Source organism: Polaribacter haliotis, from assembly GCF_014784055.1.
In the GTDB taxonomy this organism is placed as follows: Bacteria; Bacteroidota; Bacteroidia; order Flavobacteriales; family Flavobacteriaceae; genus Polaribacter; species Polaribacter haliotis.
The window spans coordinates 1,861,434-1,885,393 of record NZ_CP061813.1 but is presented as its reverse complement, the minus strand read 5'-3'; the positions used below and the strand labels follow the sequence as shown (position 1 = coordinate 1,885,393).

The 23,960-nt window shown below is 31.8% G+C and carries 19 protein-coding genes and 2 riboswitches; of the genes, 18 read left to right on the top strand and 1 reads right to left on the bottom strand.

Annotated elements, in window-relative coordinates; all coding sequences use genetic code 11:
* Positions 1-151 precede the first annotated feature (151 nt).
* Positions 152-1,408, bottom strand: coding sequence for a methionine adenosyltransferase (gene metK, locus H9I45_RS08015; RefSeq protein ID WP_088355354.1), 1,257 nt, complete (start codon positions 1,406-1,408; stop codon positions 152-154).
* A 362-nt stretch (positions 1,409-1,770) separates the two neighbouring features.
* Positions 1,771-1,881: riboswitch (SAM riboswitch) on the top strand.
* Between the two features lie 121 nt (positions 1,882-2,002).
* Here metK and H9I45_RS08010 point away from each other — a divergent pair.
* From H9I45_RS08010 to metF, 18 genes are all read left to right on the top strand, one after another.
* Positions 2,003-3,277 (top strand): O-acetylhomoserine aminocarboxypropyltransferase/cysteine synthase family protein, encoded by a 1,275-nt coding sequence (locus H9I45_RS08010; protein ID WP_088355355.1) that lies wholly within the window; start codon positions 2,003-2,005, stop codon positions 3,275-3,277.
* A gap of 40 nt (positions 3,278-3,317) precedes the next feature.
* Entirely contained in the window at positions 3,318-6,719 is a 3,402-nt protein-coding gene (thrA, locus tag H9I45_RS08005) for a bifunctional aspartate kinase/homoserine dehydrogenase I (RefSeq protein WP_088355356.1), read from the top strand.
* 128 nt (positions 6,720-6,847) lie between these two features.
* Entirely contained in the window at positions 6,848-8,014 is a 1,167-nt protein-coding gene (locus H9I45_RS08000; RefSeq protein ID WP_088355357.1) for an O-succinylhomoserine sulfhydrylase, read from the top strand.
* Positions 8,015-8,043: 29 nt separating this feature from the next.
* Positions 8,044-8,457 carry an RrF2 family transcriptional regulator gene (locus H9I45_RS07995; protein ID WP_088355358.1) on the top strand — a complete coding sequence of 138 codons (414 nt, stop codon included), beginning with the start codon at positions 8,044-8,046 and terminating at the stop codon, positions 8,455-8,457.
* A gap of 214 nt (positions 8,458-8,671) precedes the next feature.
* Positions 8,672-8,935, top strand: a complete 264-nt coding sequence (locus tag H9I45_RS07990) for a DUF2061 domain-containing protein (RefSeq protein ID WP_088355359.1) — start codon at positions 8,672-8,674, stop codon at positions 8,933-8,935.
* Positions 8,935-9,549, top strand: a complete 615-nt coding sequence (locus H9I45_RS07985; protein WP_088355360.1) for a phosphoadenosine phosphosulfate reductase domain-containing protein — start codon at positions 8,935-8,937, stop codon at positions 9,547-9,549. Before H9I45_RS07990 ends, H9I45_RS07985 begins: the two co-directional genes overlap by 1 nt.
* A gap of 11 nt (positions 9,550-9,560) precedes the next feature.
* Positions 9,561-10,466, top strand: coding sequence for a sulfate adenylyltransferase subunit CysD (cysD, locus tag H9I45_RS07980; RefSeq protein WP_088355361.1), 906 nt, complete (start codon positions 9,561-9,563; stop codon positions 10,464-10,466).
* A gap of 189 nt (positions 10,467-10,655) precedes the next feature.
* Positions 10,656-11,912: a sulfate adenylyltransferase subunit 1 gene (locus tag H9I45_RS07975; RefSeq protein ID WP_088355362.1), complete on the top strand. Its 1,257-nt coding sequence runs from the start codon at positions 10,656-10,658 to the stop codon at positions 11,910-11,912.
* Positions 11,913-12,067: 155 nt separating this feature from the next.
* Positions 12,068-14,173, top strand: a complete 2,106-nt coding sequence (locus tag H9I45_RS07970) for a ferredoxin-like domain-containing protein (protein WP_088355363.1) — start codon at positions 12,068-12,070, stop codon at positions 14,171-14,173.
* Complete coding sequence (cobA, locus tag H9I45_RS07965; protein WP_088355364.1) at positions 14,166-14,939, top strand: uroporphyrinogen-III C-methyltransferase; 774 nt, start codon at positions 14,166-14,168, stop codon at positions 14,937-14,939. Before H9I45_RS07970 ends, cobA begins: the two co-directional genes overlap by 8 nt.
* The gene (locus tag H9I45_RS07960; protein ID WP_088355365.1) at positions 14,939-15,511 is read left to right on the top strand and encodes a precorrin-2 dehydrogenase/sirohydrochlorin ferrochelatase family protein; all 573 of its coding nucleotides are present in this window, start codon (positions 14,939-14,941) and stop codon (positions 15,509-15,511) included. The genes cobA and H9I45_RS07960 overlap by 1 nt, the downstream gene beginning before the upstream one ends.
* A 21-nt stretch (positions 15,512-15,532) precedes the next feature.
* Complete coding sequence (locus H9I45_RS07955) at positions 15,533-16,588, top strand: NAD(P)/FAD-dependent oxidoreductase (protein ID WP_088355366.1); 1,056 nt, start codon at positions 15,533-15,535, stop codon at positions 16,586-16,588.
* Positions 16,589-16,644: 56 nt separating this feature from the next.
* A complete protein-coding gene (locus H9I45_RS07950; protein ID WP_088355367.1) occupies positions 16,645-16,974 on the top strand; it encodes a 2Fe-2S iron-sulfur cluster-binding protein in 330 nt (109 codons plus the stop codon).
* A gap of 6 nt (positions 16,975-16,980) precedes the next feature.
* Positions 16,981-17,736, top strand: a complete 756-nt coding sequence (gene epsC, locus H9I45_RS07945) for a serine O-acetyltransferase EpsC (RefSeq protein ID WP_088355368.1) — start codon at positions 16,981-16,983, stop codon at positions 17,734-17,736.
* A gap of 1 nt (position 17,737) precedes the next feature.
* Positions 17,738-18,631 carry a cysteine synthase CysM gene (gene cysM, locus H9I45_RS07940; RefSeq protein WP_088355369.1) on the top strand — a complete coding sequence of 298 codons (894 nt, stop codon included), beginning with the start codon at positions 17,738-17,740 and terminating at the stop codon, positions 18,629-18,631.
* Positions 18,632-18,707: 76 nt separating this feature from the next.
* Positions 18,708-18,812: riboswitch (SAM riboswitch) on the top strand.
* 49 nt (positions 18,813-18,861) lie between these two features.
* Complete coding sequence (locus H9I45_RS07935; protein WP_088355370.1) at positions 18,862-19,881, top strand: homocysteine S-methyltransferase family protein; 1,020 nt, start codon at positions 18,862-18,864, stop codon at positions 19,879-19,881.
* Positions 19,882-19,896: 15 nt separating this feature from the next.
* Positions 19,897-22,581 (top strand): methionine synthase, encoded by a 2,685-nt coding sequence (gene metH, locus H9I45_RS07930; RefSeq protein ID WP_088355371.1) that lies wholly within the window; start codon positions 19,897-19,899, stop codon positions 22,579-22,581.
* A 234-nt stretch (positions 22,582-22,815) separates the two neighbouring features.
* On the top strand, positions 22,816-23,772 hold the full coding sequence (metF, locus tag H9I45_RS07925) for a methylenetetrahydrofolate reductase [NAD(P)H] (protein WP_088355372.1): 957 nt from the start codon (positions 22,816-22,818) through the stop codon (positions 23,770-23,772).
* The last annotated feature ends 188 nt before the right edge of the window (positions 23,773-23,960 follow it).

The window sequence follows — 23,960 nt, the reverse complement described above, 5'->3', positions numbered from 1 at the left end:
TTAAAATTATTGTCTTCGAAGTTACGCAAACCCTTATTTACGATATCTTAAATTTTTGTTAAAGAGAATTGGTGTTTTCTACTGGATTTCAAACATAAAAAAGCCTTTAAAAAATGAATTTTAAAGGCTAAATTGTTTTCTTAAATAAGAATTATAATTTGAAAACTTCTTTAACTTTATCGACATAATCTAATTTCTCCCAAGTAAAGGTTTCCACTTCTTCAGAAACTGTTTCTCCCATTGGATTTGAGAATGTTACAGTTTTAACTTCTGGTGTTCTACCCATATGTCCATAAGCAGCAGTTTCCGAATAAATTGGTGTTCTTAATTTTAAACGTTGTTCTATAAAATATGGACGCATATCAAAAATTTCTTCTACTTTTTTACTGATTTCTCCATCTGTTAAATCAACAGTTGCAGTTCCATAAGTTTCCACATTTATACTGGTTGGTTTTGCAACACCAATCGCATAAGAAACTTGCACTAAAACTTCTTTACAAAGTCCTGCAGCAACTAAATTTTTGGCAATATGTCTTGTTGCGTAAGCTCCAGATCTATCCACTTTACTCGGGTCTTTTCCAGAGAAAGCACCACCACCATGAGCTCCTTTTCCACCATAAGTATCAACGATAATTTTACGTCCTGTTAAACCAGTATCTCCATGAGGTCCACCAATTACAAAAACACCAGTTGGATTTATGTGATACGTAATATTATCTGTAAATAATTTCTGAATATGAGCAGGTAATTTAGCAACAACTCTTGGAATTAAAATTTCAACAATATCTTTTTTAATTTTTGCTAACATTACATCATCAGATTCGTTAAAATCGTCATGCTGTGTAGAAATTACAATAGCATCAATTCTTTGTGGAACATTGTCGTCTGAATACTCAATAGTAACCTGACTTTTAGCATCTGGTCTTAAATAAGTAATGTCTTTATTCTCTCTTCTTAAAAGTGCTAGTTCAATTAACAATCTGTGAGACAATTCTAACGCCAAAGGCATATAGTTTTCTGTTTCATCTGTTGCATAACCAAACATCATTCCTTGATCTCCAGCTCCTTGTTCTTCAGGTGAAGATCTATCAACTCCTTGATTAATATCTGGAGATTGTTCGTGAATTGCAGATAAAACTCCACAAGAGTTTCCATCGAACATATACTCGCTTTTCGTGTAACCAATTTTATTGATAACCTCTCTTGCAATTTGCTGAACATCTAAATATGTTTCAGATTTTACTTCTCCAGCTAAAATAACTTGTCCAGTTGTAACTAAAGTCTCACAAGCTACTTTACTGTTTTTATCGAAAGCTAAAAAATTATCAATTAAAGCATCTGAAATTTGATCAGCAACCTTATCTGGGTGACCTTCAGAAACACTTTCTGATGTAAATAAATATGACATAATATTCTTCTTTTAAATGTTGTAGGAAATAGAAATTGATTGCGTGGTCGCTAAAAGAAGTAGATAATTACTGCTTTAGCATTTTTTTAATGAGGTTGCAATCAGTTCAAATTTTTCCTCTTAATTCTGATGCAAAGTTACATTATAAAATGAAATACCAAGGTTTTTAGTAATAATTATTTTTGATGACATCATCAATTAATCAATTATAAAGAAGAAAAAGTAATCATTTTGAAGAATGATGAATACAAAGGCAAATAAAATATCAAATTAACATAAAATAAAAATAAAGTACTTTTTATTAGGATATTAAATTTTTCTGAACATATATTTGCACTCACAAAGTTCAATAACTTATTGAAATGTTATCAAGAAAGGCAGAGGGATTAGACCCATTGAAGCCTTAGCAACCCTTTAGTAATAAAGAAGGTGCTAAATTCTACTCAATTATTTTATAATTGGATAGATAACAAAAAAGAATTTTCCTGTTCTGGAAAATACTATTTTCTTAATAACATTTTTCTAATTAGTTACATCAATACAAATATTGATGAACTTGAATTAATTATTTATTAACTCAAAAAAAATAGAAAAATGAGTAACCACAAATTAGCAACTAACGCGTTGCACGCAGGACATGATGTAAAAGCAAATGGAGGAACAAGAGCAGTTCCAATTTACCAAACGTCTTCTTATGTTTTTAACAATTCAGAACATGCAGCAAATCTTTTTTCATTAAAAGAATTAGGGTTTATTTACACACGTTTAAACAACCCAACAAATCAAATTTTACAAGATCGTTTAGCGGCTGTAGAAGGAGGAATTGGAGCAGTAGTTTTTGCTTCTGGAACAGCAGCAATTGCAACAGGTTTATTAACACTTTTAAAAGCTGGAGATCACATTGTGGCTTCAAGTAGTTTGTATGGTGGAACCTACAATTTATTAAGTGTTACTTTACCAAGATTCGGAATTACAACTACTTTTGTAGATGCTTCTGAGCCAGAAAATTTTGGTAAAGCCGTTCAAGAAAATACAAGAGCCATTTTTGTGGAGTCTTTAGGAAACCCTAAATTAGATGTATTAGATTTAGAAGCAATATCAGAACATGCTAAAAAAGCAGAAGTTCCTTTTATTGTTGACAATACAGTTGCAACACCTGTTTTATTGAACCCAATTAAACACGGAGCAAACATTGTAATTCACTCTCTAACAAAATATATTGGCGGACAAGGAACTTCTTTAGGAGGTGCAATTATAGATGCTGGAACTTTTAATTGGGCGAATGGAAAATTCCCTGAATTTACAGAACCTTCTGCAGGTTATCATGGTTTAAAATATCACGAAGCTTTAGGCGCAGCTTCTTATACTTTCAAATTAATTTTAGAAGGATTGCGTGATTTTGGTGGTGCTTTAAGTCCTACAAATGCCTTTAATATCATTCAAGGATTGGAAACTTTACCAGTAAGAATTAAACAACATTCGGAAAATGCGTTGGCTTTAGCAAAATGGTTAGAACAACAAGACGAAGTTGCTTGGGTAAATTATCCTGGTTTAGAAAGTAACAAATACAAGAAATTAGCAGATAAATATTTACCAAAAGGACAAAGTGGAATTGTAACTTTCGGACCTAAAAAAGGTTTTGAAGCTGCAAAAACAATTGCAGATAAAACAAAAGTATTTTCCTTGTTAGCAAATATCGGAGATACAAAATCTTTAATTATTCATCCAGCAAGTACAACACATCAACAATTAGATGAAGCTGCACAAGCAGGAGCTGGAGTTAGCCAAGATTTAATTCGTTTGTCTGTTGGTATTGAAGATTTAGAAGATTTAAAAGCAGATTTAAAAGCAGCTTTTTCAGAAATATAAAACATAAAATAGCAAGGGGTTTAAACCCCTTGTTTTAAAAATGAAAGACAAACTTCAACATATCAAAATAAAGAATTTCACCACAGAATTAGGTGCAAAAATTCCTGAAATCAATTTAAGTTACCAAGTTTTTGGTCAAGATTTAGGAACTGCGCCTGTAATTTTAATCAACCACGCATTAACTGGAAATAGTGATGTTGCTGGAGAAAATGGTTGGTGGTTAGATATTGTTGGTAAGGACAAAGCTATAAATACAGATGTGTATACAATTTTGTCTTTCAATATTCCAGGAAATGGTTTTGATGGTTTTTTAATCGAAAATTATAAAGATTTTATTGCAAGAGATATTGCAAGAATTTTTTTAGAAGGATTAATTGATTTAAAAATTAAGCAACTTTTTGCATTAATTGGAGGTTCTTTAGGTGGAGGTATTGCTTGGGAAATGATAGTGTTAAACAACAAAATTACCCAACATTTTTTACCAATAGCAACCGATTGGAAATCTACTGATTGGTTAATTGGAAACTGTCAAATTCAGGAACAATTTTTAGTAAATTCGAGCAATCCTGTACACGATGCAAGAATGCATGCGATGTTATGTTATAGAACGCCAGAATCTTTTAAAGCACGTTTTCAACGTTCTAAAAAAGAAAATTCAGATATTTTCAATGTGGAAAGTTGGTTGTTGCATCATGGAGAAAAGTTGCAAGAACGTTACCAATTATCTTCTTATAAATTAATGAATCAATTATTAAAAAGTATTGATGTCACTAAAAACGGAGAGAAAAATATAGAAGTTTTAGACCAAATTGAAGCAAATATTCACATTATTGGTGTGGATTCCGATTTGTTTTTTACGGCAGAAGAAAATAGAGAAACGCATAAAAAGTTGGCTTTAACAAAAGCAAACGTCACGTATAACGAAATTAATTCTGTGCATGGTCATGATGCATTTTTAATGGAATATGACCAATTACAGAAAATTATTGAACCTATTTTCAATAAAGATTATAGAGCAAAAAAGATGAAAGTATTAAAATTTGGAGGTAAATCTTTAGCCAATGGAAAAGGATTAGAGAATACACTAGAAATCATTCTTAATAAACATAAAAACGGAGAGAAAATAACTTTAATTGCTTCAGCAAGAGGAAATACAACCAACGAATTAGAAAATTTGTTGACTTTGGCTTCTCAACAGAAACCGTATTTAGATGCATTTGATGCTTTTAAAGATTATCAGTTAAAACCAAACCCGAATTTAGACTGTACACAAGAGTTTTTAAAGTTGGCAACAATTTTCGAAGGTGTGTATTTATTGGGCGATTATAGCGAAAAAATTAAAGATGAAGTTTTAGCACAAGGCGAATTATTATCGGTAAAGTTAGTTGCAAGTTTGTTGGAAGAAAAAGGAATTTCTGCAAACCCAACAGATGCAAGAAAATTAATTATTACAGATGATAATTTTGGAAATGCACAACCGATTTCAGCAGTTTCTTCGGAAAATGTAATTTCTTATTTCAAAGAAAATTCAGATGCAATAAATGTAGTAACAGGTTTTATTGCATCCAATAAAAAAGGAGAGACTACAACTTTAGGTAGAAATGGAAGTAATTATACTGCTGCTTTAATTGCAAATTATTTAGATGCAGATGAGCTTCAGAATTATACACATGTAAGTGGAATTTTTACTGCAAATCCAGATTTAGTTGCAGATGCAAAGAAAATTGAGCAATTATCATTTTCAGAAGCGAATGAATTGGCAAATTTTGGGGCGACAATTTTGCACGCAAAAACCATTATTCCGTTATTAGAAAAGAACATTAATTTGCGTATTTTAAATACGTTTAATAAAGAAGATAAAGGAACTTTAATCACATCAGAATCTTCAACAAAAGGGATAAAATCCATTTCTACTATTAACAATGTTGCTTTATTAAATTTCGAAGGAAGAGGTTTGTTGGGTAAAGTTGGTGTAGATGCAAGAATTTTTAGAGCTTTAAGTGATAAAAATATTAGTGTAAGTATTATTTCTCAAGGTTCTTCAGAAAGAGGAATTGGCTTAATTATTGATGCAAATAGAGCAAATGAAGCTGTTTTAGCATTAGAAAAAGAGTTTGAAAACGATTTTTATTCTCAAGATGTAAATCAGATTTCTATTGTAGATAATGTGGCTGTAATTTCAATTATTGGACAAGATTTAAGCGAATTTCATTTGCCATACAATGCATTAATTAAAAACCAAATTGTTCCTGTTTTATTCAACAATACCATCACAGGAAAAAATGTGAGTTTGGTGGTTAAGAAAGAACAATTACATAAAGCTGTAAATGTAATTCATGGACAAGTTTTTGGAGTTGCTAAAAAAATAAATATTGCCATTTTTGGAAAAGGAACTGTTGGTGGAACATTAATTGATCAAATTATTGAAAATACAGCATCAGTTTTAGAAAGAAGAAAAATTCAATTGAACGTTTTTTCTGTTGCAAATTCAAAAAAAGTACTTTTGAATAAAAATGGAGTCTCCAAAAATTGGGAAGAAGATTTGGTATCAAAAGGAGAAGAAAATATTGCTGTAGAAGATATTATTTCGTTTGCTAAAGCGAATCATTTCGAAAACTTAATTGCAGTAGATAATACAGCAAGTGTTAATTTTGTAAGTAATTATATACCCTTAGTAGAAGCAGGTTTCGATCTGGTTTCTTGTAATAAAATAGCGAATACATTGTCTTTTGAGTTCTATAAAGAATTAAGAAGAAAATTAAAAGAATACAAAAAACAATATTTATATGAAACCAATGTTGGTGCAGGTTTACCATTAATTGATACCATTCGTTTATTACATGAATCAGGAGAAAATATCACAAAAATTAGAGGAGTTTTTTCTGGAAGTTTAAGTTATTTATTCAATACGTTTTCTGAAGAAAATAAACCTTTTTCAGAAGTTTTACAAGTAGCAATTGATGCGGGTTTTACAGAGCCAGATGCAAGAGAAGATTTAGGTGGAAATGATGTTGCCAGAAAATTACTAATTTTGGCAAGAGAATTAGAATTAGAAAATGAGTTCGTAGATGTAAATATTCAGAATTTAATTCCAGAAAATTTAAGAGAAGGTTCTGTTGATGATTTCTTATCAAATTTAGCATTGATGAACGAGGAATATCAACAATTAAAAGAAAGTCAAGAAGAAAACCACGTTTTACGTTATATTGGCGAATTAAGTGGAGATTTATCTCAAGACACTGGGAATTTAGATGTAAAATTAGTGTCGGTTTCTAAAAATTCACCTTTAGGATCTTTAAAAGGTTCTGATGCAATTTTTGAAATTTATACAGAATCTTATGGAGAACAACCAATTGTAATTCAAGGAGCAGGAGCAGGATCTAAAGTAACAGCCAGAGGGGTTTTTGGAGATATTTTAAGATTAGCAAAACATAATAATTAAAAAAAGTAGGCAGTTTTCTGTTGGCAATATTTTAGTCAAGAAAAAAACTGATTGAAAAAAAAGTAAAAAAAAGTAAATAGTAGTTAGGTATTAGTTGGCACTAAAACCTAATTACTAAAACCTAACATATGAGCAAACATTTCGAAACAGAGGCAATAAGAAATCAGACAGAAAGATCTCAATTTTCTGAACATTCTACACCATTATATTTAACATCGAGTTTTGTTTTTGACGATGCAGAAGAAATGAGAGCTTCATTTGCAGAAGAAAAACAACGTAATTTATATAGTAGATTCACAAACCCAAATACAACAGAATTTACAGATAAAATTGTACAAATGGAAGGTGCAGAAGCAGGTTATGCTTTTGCAACAGGAATGTCTGCAATATTTTCAACATTTGCAGCTTTATTAAATGCTGGTGATCATGTAGTTTCTTGTAGATCTGTTTTTGGTTCTACACACAGTATGTTTACAAAGTTTTTACCAAAATGGAATATAGAAACTTCATATTTTAAAGTTGATGAAGTTGATTTGGTAGAAAGCTTAATTAAAGAAAATACCAAAATCTTATATATTGAAACACCTACAAATCCTGCTGTAGATATTTTAGATTTAGAATTGATTGGTAAAATTGCAAAAAAACATAAACTTATTTTTATTGTAGATAATTGTTTTGCAACACCTTATGTACAACAGCCAATTAAGTTTGGTGCAGATTTGGTTATTCATTCTGCAACAAAATTAATAGACGGACAAGGAAGAGTTTTAGGTGGAGTTACAGTTGGAAACAAAGAATTAATGCGAGAAATTTATTTATTCGCAAGAAATACTGGGCCAGCAATGTCTCCTTTTAATGCTTGGGTTTTATCAAAAAGTTTAGAAACTTTGGCAATAAGAGTAGAAAAACATTCAGAAAATGCTTTAAAAGTTGCAGAATTTTTAGAAACTCAAGAAAATGTTGAGTTGGTAAAATATCCTTTTTTGAAATCGCATCCACAATATAAAATTGCTAAAAATCAAATGAGTTTGGGCGGAAATATTGTCGCTTTCGAAATAAAAGGAGGAATTGAAGCTGGAAGAAAATTTCTTGACAATATAAAAATGTGCTCACTTTCTGCAAATTTAGGAGATACAAGAACTATTGTTACACATCCATCATCTACAACTCATGGTAGACTTTCTGAAGAAGATAGATTAGAAGTTGGTATTACAAAAGGTTTGGTTAGAGTTTCTGTTGGTTTAGAAAATGTGGTAGATATTATTGCAGATTTAGAGCAAGCCTTAAACGCATAATTTTATTTTAATTTGTGTAATTTTGTTAAATGCTTTCAAAAAAGACAAAATACGGAATTAAAGCGCTTACTTATTTAGCAAGATTAGAAAACAGAGTACCTGTTCAAATTGCTACAATTTCTAAAAGCGAAAATATTTCACTTAAATTTTTAGAAAGTATTCTATTAACACTTCGTAAAAACGACATTTTAGGCTCTAAAAAAGGAAAAGGTGGTGGTTATTATTTATTAAAAGAACCATCAGAAATTCAAATGACCACTGTTATGCGAATTTTAGAAGGGCCAATTGCAATGGTACCTTGTGTTAGCTTAAATTTTTATAAAAAATGTGAAGATTGTCCAGATGAAAATACTTGTGCAGTAAACAAGTTAATGATTCAAGTAAGAGACAGTTCTTTACAGATTTTCAGAAATACTTCTTTAGCAGATTTGTGTTGTAGTTAGTCTCAATTTTTTTAAAAATTACTCACCATTAATATATCTAACTAAAACCTTTTAGTAATTAGATATTCTTAAATATTTATCGCTTTTTTTATTAATCTACTAAAATTGTAGGGTTTTAAGAATTATTTAACTTCAATATTATTCTAATAGTATTTTTTGGACTATGTTTGCATACCCTATTAATTAAGTAGGGTAATTATTTGAATTAATATTTATGATTTTAAACCAAATCATTTTTAGTAAAAAAGCACAAAGTAGAGGTTTTGAAGAAGATAAAACTTCAGAAAAACCTTTGCGAAGTGTGGTAAAAGCATTGAGCTGGAGAGCAATTGGTACGTTAGATACTTTAGTCGTTTCTTACTTTTTAACAGGAGAAATAACTTTAGCAGCTTCAATTGCATCAGTAGATTTTGTAACAAAACTGGTTTTATATTTCTTTCACGAAAGAATTTGGAACAAAATAAAATGGGGAAAGTAATGAGTTTTAATATAGACGAAATAAACAAACAATTAGCGGATAAAAATCCGTTAGAAATTATAAAGTGGGCAATTTCTATTGCTAAAAATCCTGTAGTAACTACAAACTTTAGACCTTATGAGGTAGCAATTTTAAATGCTGTTACAGAAGTGAAAAAAGATGTAAAAGTAATTTGGTGCGATACTGGTTATAATACCATTCAAACTTATAAACACGCAGAAGACATTATAGAAAAGTTAGATTTAAACATCAAATTATATGTGCCAAAACAAACAGTTGCACATAGAAATGTGGTATTGGGAGTTCCTTCAATAGAAGATAAAAAGCATCAACTTTTTACAGAACAAGTAAAATTAGAGCCTTTTGCAAGAGCAATGAAAGAGCATCAACCAGATGTTTGGTTTACAAATTTAAGAAAAGGGCAAACAGCCTTTAGAGATAGTATAGATATCGTTTCACAAAGTAAAGACGGCATTATAAAAGTGAGTCCTTTTTATCATTGGTCAGATGAAGATTTAGACACGTATTTAGAGCAATACAATTTGCCAAATGAATTTACATATTTCGACCCAACAAAAGTAGAAAGCAATAGAGAATGTGGCTTACATATCTAAAAGACATGATTATGAATCAAAGAACAATACAAGTAGATGCTTTAGAAAGCGAAGCAATTTTTATTTTTAGAGAAGTAGTAGCACAGTTCGAAAAACCGGTGTTATTATTTTCTGGAGGAAAAGATAGTATAACGTTAGTAAGATTAGCGCAGAAAGCATTTTATCCAGCAAAAATTCCATTTCCTTTAATGCACATAGATACAGGTCATAATTTTCCTGAAACTATCGAATTTAGAGATCGTTTAACACAAGAATTAGGTGTTGAATTAATCGTGAGAAACGTACAAGACAATATCGACAATGGAACAGTAAAGGAAGAAACTGGTAGATATGCAAGTAGAAATATGTTGCAAACAGAAACACTTCTAGATGCTATTGAAGAATTTGGTTTTGATGCATGTATTGGTGGCGCAAGAAGAGATGAAGAAAAAGCAAGAGCAAAAGAAAGAATCTTTTCAGTAAGAGACGATTTTGGTCAATGGGATGAAAAAAACCAACGTCCAGAAGTGTTTGATATGTTAAATGGAAAGATAGATTTAGGTCAGAACGTACGTGTTTTTCCAATTTCTAATTGGACAGAATTAGACGTTTGGTCTTACATAAAAAAAGAAAATATCGAAATTCCTTCCATTTATTTTGCACACAAAAGAAACACTTTTTTAAGAGACGGTCTTATTTGGTCTGCAGATGATGCCGTTGTTTTTAGAGACGAAGAGGAAGAAGTTGTAGAAAGAATGGTTCGTTTTAGAACGGTTGGCGACATGAGTTGTACAGCCGCAGTTTTATCGCACGCAGTTGATATTGCAAAAGTGGTCGAAGAAATTAGAGATTCCTCCATTTCAGAAAGAGGTGCAAGAATCGATGATAAACGTTCGGAAGCCGCAATGGAAAAGAGAAAACAGCAAGGATATTTTTAGAATTATTTGGGCGTTTTAACGGGCTTTCCACTATATCTTTTTTTTGAAAAAACAAAAAAAGGATGCCGTTTCAATCCCTAACGCAACAATTAAAAAACATTTTGCAAGATTCAAAAGCTTGTAAATATCAATAAAAAGAATACGAATTAAGCGATTAGTCATAACCTAATAGCGAACAGCATAAAAGAAATGAACGTATTAAAAATAGCAACAGCAGGAAGTGTAGATGATGGTAAAAGTACCTTAATTGGGCGTTTATTATACGACACAAAATCGTTAACTGACGATAAGTTAGAAGCGATTGAAGAAAAAAGCAAGCAAAGAGGTTTCGATTATTTAGACTTCTCTTTAGCAACAGATGGTTTGGTGGCAGAAAGAGAACAAGGAATTACTATTGATGTTGCTCACATTTACTTTTCAACAAGAAAAAAGAGTTTCATAATTGCAGATACTCCAGGTCATATAGAATATACCAGAAATATGGTTACTGGTGCTTCAACAGCACAAGCTTCTATTGTTTTAATTGATGCGAGAAATGGTGTTGTAGAGCAAACGTATCGTCACTTTTTTATCAATAATTTATTACGAATTAAAGATGTTGTAATTGCTATTAATAAAATGGATTTGGTCGATTTTTCAGAAGAAAAATACAACATTATCAAAGGAGAAATCGAATATTTAGCGAGCAAAAGCGAATATAAAAATCAGAATTTAACGTTCATTCCATTATCTGCTTTACAAGGTGATAATGTAGTTTCTACTTCAGAAAATATGCCTTGGTATAAAGGAGAAACATTAATGCATCATTTAGAAAGATTAGATGCAGAAGATGTACAAGAGGAAACTCAAGTTCGTTTTCCTGTGCAAACAGTAATTAGACCAAAAACAGAGGAATACCACGATTTTAGAGGATATGCTGGTAAAATTTACGGAGGAGATTTAGAAATTGGAGACGAAGTATCTGTATTGCCTTCTCAAACAAAATCGAAAATAAAAAGTATTCATTTTTTTAATGAAGAGTTCGCAAAAGCAAAAAGCGGAAGTTCTGTAACCATCACTTTAGAAGATAATGTGAATGTGAGTAGAGGAGATATGTTGGTAAAAGTTGCAGAAGAACCAACAATTACAAAGCAAATAAATGCTACTATTTGTTGGATGGATAAAGAGCCATTGCAAGCGTCTCAAAAATATTATATCAAACATGGTGTAAATGATGCACAAGCAAAAATTACGCAATTAAATACAATTATTAAGACGGATTTCTCTGGAAAAATAGAAAATCCATCAGCATTAGAATTGAACCAAATAGGAGATATTCAATTAAAATTAAGCAAACCTTTATTGGTAGATGCTTACAATCAAAACAAATCAAATGGATCGTTTATTTTAATCAATCCAAAAACAAATAATACAGTTGGAGTCGGTTTTATAAAAAGCCCCCTTTAATCCCCCAAAGGGGGAATTTAGCAAGTTTGTTAATAGAAAATCAGACAAAGTTCTTACGCTGAACTTATAGGTATAAAAAGAAAAAATAATTAACAATATTCTTACGCCCGAGTAAGAATTCCTTCCCTTTGGGAAGGTTAGGATGGGCTTTTAGTATGCAAAGTTTTAGAACCGAAATAGAAAACCCAGTTGTAGAAAAAGACATTCTGGAATTAGAGAGAAAAATTCAACTTTTTAAAGAAGGTAAAATAGACGAAGAACGTTTTAGAAGTTTACGTTTGGCAAGAGGAGTTTATGGTCAGCGTCAATTTGGTGTTCAAATGATTCGTATAAAATTACCTTACGGAAAAGTAACCAGCGAACAATTACACAGAATTTCTGATGTTTCAGACGAATATTCTCGTGGAAGATTGCACATTACTACAAGACAAGATATTCAAATTCATCATGTGAGTTTAGATAGAACTCCAGAATTGTGGGCGCAATTAGAAAAGGACGATATTACTTTACGTGAAGCGTGTGGAAATGCAGTTAGAAATATTACTGCATCAGAAACTGCAGGAATAGACATTAACGAACCTTTCGATGTTTCACCTTATGCAGATGCAACGTTTAAATTCTTTTTAAGAAACCCAATTTGTCAAGAAATGGGACGTAAATTTAAAATGTCTTTTTCGGGAACAGATGATGATACTGCAATTAGTTTTATTCACGATTTAGGTTTTATTGCCAAAGTAAAAACTGAAAACGGAGTTACTAAAAAAGGTTTTAAAGTCTTATTAGGTGGAGGTTTAGGTTCGCAACCAAGACATGCAGATGTTATTTACGAATTTTTAGAAGAAGATGTTTTAATACCTACAATCGAAGGAGTTTTAAGAATTTTCGATAGATTTGGTGAGCGTGCAAAAAGAGCAAAAGCAAGATTAAAATTTTTAGTAAAAGATTTAGGTGTTGAAGCGTTTTTAGACTTGGTTTCTGCGGAAGTAAATGCGTTAGAAAACAAAACTTTTAAAGTTGATACAACTGCTTTTGAACAACCAATCGTTTTTCAAGAAACAGTAATTCCTTCAGTAAAAATAGAAGATGAAGTTGCTTATAAAAAATGGAAAGAAACTAATGTAATTCCACAAAAACAAGAAGGTTTATTTGCCATAGGTTTAAAAATACATTTAGGAGATTTTTACACGCCAAAAGCAAGATTGTTAGCAGATTTAGTTAAAAAATACGGAGCAAATGAAATCCGTTTGACTTTAAGACAGAATATTTTAATTCGTCATATTAGAGAAGAATTATTACCATTTTTCTATGTTGAATTGCAAAAATTAGGTTTCGCAAAAGCAGGTTATAATTCTACAGCAGATATTACAGCTTGTCCAGGAACAGATACGTGTAATTTAGGAATTTCAAGCAGTACAGGAATTGCAGTGGAGTTAGAAAAAGTATTGGAAGAAGAATATCCAAATTACTTAAATAACAAAGAAATTGCCATTAAAATTAGTGGTTGTATGAATGCTTGTGGGCAACATAATATGGCACATATTGGTTTTCAAGGAATGTCTATTAAAGTAGGAAATTTACAAGCGCCAGCATTACAAATTTTAATTGGTGGAGGAATTTTAGGTGATGGAAAAGGACGTTTTTCAGACAAATTGGTAAAAGTACCAAGTAAAAGAGGACCAGAATCTTTACGTATTTTATTGAATGATGTTGAAGAAAATCAGCAAGAAAAAGAGACTTTTTTACAATATTACGACAGACAAGGAAAAACTTATTTCTACGATTTATTAAAAGGATTGCAAGACACCACTAATTTAGAACCAAGCGATTTTATAGATTGGGGGCATTCAGAAAACTACGTAAAAGCAATTGGAGTAGGAGAATGTGCAGGAGTTGTAATCGATTTAATTGCAACACTTTTATTTGAAAGTGAAGAAAAAATTACCAATTCAGAAGAAGCGTTAAAAGAAAATCAGTTTTCAGATAGTATTTATCATGCATATACATCTTTGGTAAATACAGCAAAAGCACTATTGATTGCAGAAAATGTAAAAACAAATACACAAGCAGTAATTATTTCTGATTTTCAGAAGCATTTTGTAGACACTAATAAATTCGAATTGAATGGTTCTTTTGAAGATTTAGTATATCAAATTAAAAAAGAAGCACCAACCAAAACGTTTGCAGAAAGTTATTTGAATGATGCAAAATCATTTTATAAAAAAGCAGATGCGTTTAGAAAACAAGAAGTAAGTCATGTATAATAAAACACCAAAATTAACAGTAGTTGGAGCTGGTCCTGGAGATGTAGATTTAATCACATTAAAAGCAGTAAAAGTTTTAAAAAAGGCAGATGTTGTTTTGTATGATGCTCTGGTAAACGAAGAATTATTAGATTTTATAAACCCAAATGCAGAACTAATTTTTGTAGGAAAAAGAAGAGGTTGTTATAGATATCAGCAAGAACAAATTAACGAGTTAATTGTTGCAAGAGCAAAAACACATGGACATGTAGTTCGCTTAAAAGGTGGAGATCCTTTCATTTTTGGAAGAGGAGCAGAAGAAATGGAATTTGCAGCAAGTTTCGGAATAGAAACTGCAATGGTTCCAGGAATTTCATCTTCATTGGCGGTTCCTGCATATCAAAATATTCCAGTTACAAAACGTGGAAGTGCCGAAAGTTTTTGGGTAATTACAGGAACTACAAAAGAGCATAAACTATCTAATGATGTTGCTTTGGCTGCAAAATCGAATGCAACAGTTGTAGTTTTAATGGGAATGGGAAAACTGCCAGAAATCATTAAATTATTTCAACAAGAAAATAAAAACGATTTACCAGTTGCTATCATTCAAAATGGAACAAGAAGCAACGAAAAAATAGGTATTGGAACTGTAGATACCATTTTAGAGGTGGTTAAAGAACAGGAATTAAGCAATCCTGCAATTATTGTTTTGGGCGAAGTTGTGAATCATAGAGCAGTTTTAGCGAATGTACAAGAAGAATATTCAAGAGAATTAATTGCTTCATAATGGAACAAAACGAATTATATCCAATTTTTTTAAAAACGAATCAATTAGAAACCCTAATTGTTGGTGGAGGTTTTGTGGCATTAGAGAAATTATCTTTTTTGTTGAAGTCGAGTCCTAATTCGAAAGTAACAATGGTTTCTCCTTTTTTTAGAGAAGAAACTCAAGAATTGGCGAATAAATTCGGAATAAAAATGATTGTTGATAAGTATGAAAAATCATATTTATCAAACAAAAGTATCGTCATTGCAACTACAGATAAAGAAGCTGTAAATGTTGAAGTTTACAAAGATTGTAAAGAAAGAAATATTTTGGTAAATGTTGCTGATAATCCTCCATATTGCGATTTTTATATGGGAGGAATTGTAACCAAAGGAAATGTAAAAATTGCGATTTCTACAAACGGAAAATCGCCAACAACTGCCAAAAGATTACGTCAGTTTTTTGAAGATGTAATTCCAAATAATATTGATGATTTAGTTAAGAATCTAAACGAATACAGAAAATCGATCAAAGGGAATTTTGAAGAAAAAGTAGAAAAACTAAACGAATTCACGAAGAGTTTAGTTGAATAAAAATATTAGAAATTAAAGATTATGATTACAACAGATATACTAATTATTGGAGCAGGACCAACAGGTTTATTTACAGTTTTTGAAGCAGGTTTATTAAAACTAAAATGTCATTTAATTGATGCTTTACCACAACCTGGAGGACAATGTTCAGAAATTTATCCGAAGAAACCAATTTATGATATTCCAGCATATCCAGAAATTTTAGCAGGAGATTTAACGCATAAATTAATAGAACAAAGTAAGCAGTTTGAGCCTGGTTTTACATTAGGTGAAAGAGCCCAAACAATCGATAAACAAGATGATGGTACATTTATTGTAACAACAAATAAAGGAACGAAACATCACGCAAAAATTGTTGCAATTGCAGGTGGTTTAGGTTCTTTTGAGCCAAGAAAACCATTAATTCCTAATATTGCAGATTTCGAAGATAAAGGAGTAGAATACATTATTAAAGAACCAGAATTTTACAGAGATAAAAAAGTAGTTATTTCTGGTGGTGGAGATTCTGCTTTAGATTGGGCAATTTTCTTATCTAATATTGCATCAGAAGTAACTTTAATTCATAGAAGAAATGAATTTAGAGGCGCTTTAGATTCTGTTGAAAAAGCACAAGAATTAAAGAATTTAGGAAAGATAAATATTATAACACCTGCAGAAGTAAAAGGAATTTTAGGAACAGATAAAGTAACAGGAGTTGCTGTAGAGAAAAAAGGTGAAGATGCTTTTATTATTGATACAGATCATTTTATTCCACTTTTCGGATTATCACCAAAGTTAGGTCCAATAGGAGATTGGGGATTAGAAATCGAGAAGAATGCTATTAAAGTAAATAACGCTTTAGACTATCAAACAAACATACCAGGAATTTATGCAATTGGAGATGTAAACACCTATCCAGGAAAATTAAAATTGATTTTATGTGGATTTCATGAAGCAACTTTAATGTGTCAGAGTGCATATAAAAGAATCTTTCCAGATAAGAAATATGTAATGAAATATACAACAGTTGGTGGTGTAGATGGTTTTGATGGAACAAGAAAAGAAGCACCAAAAGCTGTAGTAAAAGCAATTCAGTAACAAATTATTGATAGGTTTGCGTAACTTTGCAGACAGAACTAAAAAGTAGTATCAAAATGCAAGATGTAAATCTTAAAATAACAGACAGAAATGGAGTAACTCACGATGTGATTGCGCCAACAGATATGGCAATGAATCTAATGGAAGTTGTTCGTTCGTACGAATTGGCAGAAGAGGGAACTATTGGTATTTGTGGAGGAATGGCAATGTGTGCTTCGTGTCAATGTTATGTAAAATCAGATCACGAATTACCAGAAATGTCTGATGATGAAGATGCAATGTTAGCAGAAGCTTTTAATGTAGAAGATAATAGTAGATTGGGTTGTCAGATTCAAATTACGCCAGAAATTAATGGTTTAGAAGTAGAATTAGCGCCAGAATCATAATTAAAAATGAAAGAAGTAGCACAAAAAGTTCCCGTAAAAAATTACAGTATGTGTTTAAGAGATGCTGTGGAAGTTTTTACAAAAGAACTTATAAATTGTCTGTTTGATAAAAATTATCAAGAGGAAAAAGGTGCAGAAACTAAAAATAAATTCTTCAAGATTTTAGAAAGATTGTCTATTAATAATGAAGATTGTTCTTGGTCGGCTTTTGAAAATTCATTTCCAGAATTAAGAAGAAAATTAGATTTAGATGCTTTGTTTGCTTTAAATAGCGATCCTGCTGCAAAAAGTTTAAGAGAAGTTTATTTGGCTTATCCAGGTTTTTATGCAATTGCTGTTTATAGATTAAGCAATCAATTGTTAAAACAAGAAATTCCTGTTTTACCAAGAATGATGAGCGAATTTGCACACGGAGCAACAGGAACAGATATTCATCCTGGAGCAGAAATTGGAGATTCGTTTTTTATAGATCACGCAACAGGAATTGTAATTGGAGAAACCACCATCATCAAAAATAATGTAACTATTTTTCAAGGAGTTACTTTAGGTGGAATCCAAGTAAAGAAAAGTATGGCTTCTACAAAACGTCATCCAACTATAGAAAACAATGTAATTATTTACGCAAATGCTACTATTTTAGGAGGAGATGTTGTTATTGGAGAGAATTCAATAATTGGAGCAAATGTGTGTATTACAGAAACTGTTCTTGAAAATTCGGTAGTAACTGTGCAGGCAGAAAATAAAATTTTTCAAAGAAATTAAGATGAAGACTAAAAGTATTATAGATTTTGTTGGAAACACACCTTTGGTGGAAGCGCAACAGATTTTCAAAAAAGAAGGAGTTACATTATTGCTGAAATTAGAAGGTAATAATCCTGGAGGAAGCGTAAAAGATAGAGCTGCTTATAATATGATTTCTGAAGCTTTAAGAAGAAAAAATATTAAAAAAGGAGATACTTTAGTAGAAGCAACAAGTGGAAACACAGGAATTGCACTGGCTTTAATGGCAAAAGTTTTAGGAGTGAATATGGTGTTAGTAATGCCAGAAAATTCTACCATAGAAAGAGTAAAAACCATGCGTGCTTATGGAGCAAAAGTACATTTAACTCCACAAGAATCTGGTATGGAAGGTTCTATAGATTATGCCTTAAAATTAAAATACAAAAAAGGGTATTTTAGATTGAATCAGTTTGATAATACAGACAATTCTAAAGCACATTACAAAACTACAGGACCAGAAATTTGGAGAGATACTGAAGGAGAAGTAACGCATTTTGTTTCTGCAATGGGAACTACTGGAACAATTATGGGCGTTTCAGATTATTTAAAAGAGCAAAATAAAAATATTACAATTATTGGTGCACAACCTAAAGACGGAGCTAAAATTCCAGGAATTAGAAAATGGCCAGAAGAATATCTGCCAGCAATTTTCAATAGAAATAAAGTTGACGAAGTAATAGAAGTTAGTGAAGAAGAGTCTAAAGAAATGACACAGAGATTGGCTGCAGAAGAAGGAATTTTTGCAGGAATGAGTAGTGGAGGTTCTGTTGCAACAGCAATAAAAGTTGCCGAAAAATTAGATAAAGGTGTAGTTGTGGCAATTATTTGCGATAGAGGAGATCGTTATTTATCTTCCACTCTTTTTGAAAAAGAATAGATTTTTAAATGTATAAATACTGCAAATAAAAAAATAATCCGTTTATTTGCAGTATAGTTCATAAACTTATTGATTTACGTTATCACGAAAGGCAGAGGGATTAGACCCGTTGAAGCCTTGGCAACCTCTCACTTATGAGAAAGGTGCTACATTCTACAAGCTTTGGCTTGAAAGATAACAGCGAAAAAAACACCTTTCCTGATGACATATATTGATAAAAATATCAAAAAATGTCAAATATTTACAAAGCATTACAAGAACGAATTTTAGTTTTAGACGGCGCCATGGGAACCATGTTGCAGGCTTATAAATTCACTGAAGAAGATTTTAGAGGAGAACGCTTTAAAGACTACCCAACACCATTGCAAGGAAATAACGATTTGTTATCTATTACGCAACCAGAAGCAATAAAAACCATTCATGGAAAATATTTTGAAGCAGGTGCAGATATTATAGAAACCAACACTTTTTCTGGAACTACAATTGCAATGGCAGATTATCAAATGGAAGATTTGGTATATGAATTAAACTATCAATCTGCAAAAATAGCCAAAGAAGTTGCAGATGAATTTACAGCAAAAGAACCTCACAAACCTCGTTTTGTTGCAGGTTCAATTGGTCCAACAAACAGAACAGCAAGCATGTCTCCAGATGTGAACGATCCTGGGTATAGAGCTGTAACTTTCGATGAATTAAGAATCGCATACAAACAACAAACAGAAGCATTAATCGATGGTGGTGCAGATTTATTATTAGTAGAAACCGTTTTCGATACTTTAAACGCAAAAGCAGCATTATTTGCAATTGAGCAGGTAAAAGAAGAAAGAAGTATAGATATTCCTGTAATGTTAAGTGGAACAATTACAGATGCATCAGGTAGAACTTTATCAGGGCAAACTGCTGAAGCTTTTCTAATTTCTGTTTCTCATATTCCATTATTATCAGTCGGATTTAATTGTGCTTTAGGAGCAAATTTATTACAACCACATTTAGAAGCAATTGCAAATAAAACAGATTTTGCGATTTCTGCTCATCCAAACGCAGGATTGCCAAATGCTTTTGGAGAATATGACGAAACTGCCGAAGAAATGGGAGAACAAATTGAAGAATATTTAAAGAAAAATCTAATCAATATTATTGGTGGTTGTTGTGGAACAAGTCCAGAGCATATTCGTGAGATTGCAAAGATTGCGAAGAAATATAAACCGAGAAAAGCAGATGCTTTGAACTCGGTTGAAAGTGCTAACTAAAAGGGAAGAAAGAAGATGAAAGTGAAACAAAATAAATACATGAAATTGTCTGGTTTAGAACCTTTGGTTTTAAACGAAAACAGCAATTTTATAAATGTTGGTGAACGTACAAATGTAGCAGGTTCTCGTAAATTTCTACGCTTGATAAAAGAAGAAAAATACGATGAAGCATTAGACATTGCAAGACATCAAGTAGATGGTGGTGCACAAATTATCGATATTAATTTCGATGATGGATTAATTGACGGAAAAGAAGCAATGATTCGTTTCCTAAACTTAATTGCTGCAGAACCAGATATTTGCAGAGTCCCAATTATGATTGATAGTTCCAAATGGGAAATCATAGAAGCTGGTTTACAAGTTGTACAAGGAAAATGTGTGGTAAATTCTATTTCCTTAAAAGAAGGAGAAGAAAAATTTATTTGGGAAGCAAAACAAATAAAACGCTATGGAGCAGCAGTAATTGTAATGGCTTTTGATGAAGAAGGTCAGGCAGATAATTACGATAGAAGAATAGAAATTGCCAAACGTTCTTATGACGTTTTGGTAAATAAAGTTGGTTTTCCAAGTGAAGACATCATTTTCGATTTGAATATTTTTCCTGTAGCAACAGGAATGGACGAACATAGAAGAAATGCCATCGATTTTATTGAAGCAACAAGATGGGTAAGACAAAATTTACCAAATGTTTCTGTAAGTGGAGGTGTAAGTAATGTGTCGTTTTCGTTTAGAGGAAATGATGGTGTTCGTGAAGCTATGCACTCTGTGTTTTTATATTATGCAATTCAGGCTGGTATGAATATCGGAATTGTAAATCCTGCTTTGTTGGAGGTTTATGATGATATTCCGAAGGAATTATTAGAACATGTAGAAGACGTAATATTAGACAGAAGAGAAGACGCAACTGAACGATTATTAGATTTAGCAGAAACAGTAAAAGGTTCTAAAAAAGAAAAAGTTGCAGATTTATCTTGGAGAGAAAATACACTACAAGAAAGAATTACACATGCTTTAGTAAAAGGAATAGATGCTTTTATTATTGAAGACGTAGAGCAAGCAAGACAAGAAGCAGAAAAACCAATTGAAGTTATCGAAGGTAATTTAATGATTGGTATGAATGTGGTTGGAGATTTATTTGGCGCAGGAAAAATGTTTTTGCCACAAGTTGTAAAATCTGCAAGAGTAATGAAAAAAGCGGTTTCTTATTTAAATCCGTTTATTGAAGCAGAAAAAGGAGACAAACAAGAACCTGTTGGTAAAATTTTAATGGCAACTGTAAAAGGTGATGTGCATGATATTGGAAAAAATATTGTGAGTGTTGTTTTGGCTTGTAATAATTACGAAATTGTAGATTTAGGTGTAATGGTTCCGCCAGAAAAAATCATACAAACTGCTATTGACGAACGTGTTGATGCAATTGGTTTATCTGGTTTAATTACACCTTCTTTAGATGAAATGGTGTATTTGGCTAAAGAAATGCAACGTCAGAATTTTGTGTTGCCTTTGTTAATTGGTGGTGCAACAACATCCAAAGCGCATACGGCTGTTAAGATAGATACACAATATAAAAATGCAGTGGTTCATGTAAATGATGCAAGTAGAGCAGTAACTGTTGTTGGAGATTTACTGAACAAGAAATCGAGCCATTTATATACAGCAAAATTAAAGAAAGATTACGACGAATTTAGAACCAAGTTTCTAAAACGAGGAAAAGAAAAATCTTATATTTCTATTACAGAAGCAAGAAAAAGAAAATATAAAATTGATTGGGAAACTTCGGAAATTAAGAAACCTAACGAATTAGGAATTCAGGTTTTAAAACAATTGAGTTTAAAAGAATTGTTGCCTTTTATAGATTGGAGTCCATTTTTTAGAAGTTGGGATTTACATGGGAAATTCCCAGACATTCTAACAGATAAAGTAGTTGGAGAACAAGCGACTATAATGTATGCAGAAGCTCAAGAAATGATTAAAGAAATCATTGCCAAACAATTATTAAAACCTAAGGCAGTTTTCGGTTTGTTTGAAGCAAACTCAATAAATGATGATGATATTTCTGTTCAGAAAAAAGGAGAAGAAGTTGCCATTTTTAGAACTTTACGTCAGCAATTAAAGAAAAGAGAAGGAATTCCAAACCATGCATTAGCAGATTTTATTGCGCCAAAAGAAACCAATAAAACTGATTATATGGGCGCATTTTGTGTCGGTATTTTTGGAGCGCAAGAATTGGCAGAAAGTTACAGAGCAAAAGAAGACGATTACAATGCAATTATGGCCCAAGCAATTGCAGACAGATTTGCAGAAGCAATGGCAGAATATTTACACAAACAAATTAGAGTAAAACATTGGGGATATTCATCAGACGAAACTTTAACAAACGACGATTTAATAAAAGAAAATTACAAAGGAATTAGACCAGCACCAGGTTATCCTGCGTGTCCAGATCATTTAGAAAAAGAAACCATTTGGGACTTATTAAGCGTAGAAGAAAACATAGGAGTTACTCTAACAGAAAGTTTGGCAATGTGGCCTGCAGCAGCAGTATCTGGATATTATTTTGCAAATAAAGAAGCAAAATATTTTGGTTTAGGAAAAATTACAGACGATCAAGTAACAGATTATTCCACAAGAAAAGGAATTACAAAAGAGAAAGCAAGAAAGTGGTTGCATCCAACTTTAGCAGAGGAGAGCCCATCTTAATCTTCCCAAAGGGAAGAAACACTCTTGTGTAAATTAGTTTGCAAAGAGTTTTGATGATGAATAAAGTTGCTAAACAAGTAGCGTTAGCGATTGAAACGACATCCTTTTTGCTTTTTCAGCAAAAAGATATAGTGTAAAGCGCGACCTTTTTAGGGAACGCCCAAATAAAGTATTAATAACATAAAATACCCGCGACAATTTTCCCTCCTTTGGAGGGATTAAGGGAGGCCTATTATGAAGATTACAGAACACATTAAAAAAGCAGACGGAAAAACATTGTTTTCATTTGAAATTATTCCGCCAAAAAAGGGAAATAACATCAATGATTTATACAATAACATAGACCCATTAATGGAATTTAATCCGCCTTTTATAGACGTTACAACTTCCAGAGAAGAGTATGTTTATATCGATAAAGGCAATGGTTTATTAGATCGAAAAATAACCAGAATGCGTCCTGGAACTGTAGGTATTTGTGCTGCAATTAAGCATAAATACGATGTAGATACAGTGCCACATGTGTTGTGTGGAGGTTTTACAAAAGAGGAAACAGAATACGTTTTGGTAGATTGCCATTATTTAGGAATCGACAATGTAATGGCTTTGAGAGGAGATGCCATGAGTCATCAAAAATATTTTACGCCAAATCAAGGTGGGAATCATTATGCAACAGATTTGGTAAAACAGATTAGCGATTTAAACTGCGGAAAATATTTGCATGATGTTATAGAGTCTACAAATAAAGCAGATTTCTGTATTGGTGTTGCAGGTTACCCAGAAAAACATTTAGAAGCACCATCTTTACAAACCGATTTAAAACGTTTAAAAGAAAAAGTAGATGCTGGTGCAGATTACGTAGTTACACAGATGTTTTTCGATAATCAGAAATATTTTGCGTTTGTAGAAGCTGCAAAAAAAGCCGGAATTAATGTGCCAATTATTCCAGGAATTAAGCCAATTGCAGTAAAGCGTCATTTGCAATTATTACCTCAAGTTTTTAAAATCGATTTACCCGAAACTTTAATTTCGTCTGTCGAAAATTGTAAGACAAATAAAGACGTTCGCCAAGTTGGTATTGAGTGGGCTATTCAGCAATCGAAAGAATTATTGGCGGCAGGAGTACCAGTTTTGCACTATTATTCTATGGGAAAAAGCGATAATGTACATGCAATAGCATCCGAATTATTTTAAAATATTTTGGGCGTTCCCTAAAAAGGTCGGGCTTTCGCTACTCGCTTTTTTTGTAAAAACAAAAAAGAGCTCAAACAAACCGCTCAATCCCTAACGCGCTTACTCAAATTAAATTCAGCTAATATTATAATTAGTTACAATCAATTGTAATAATAAATACAATTGATAGACAAATAGTAAAAAGTAAT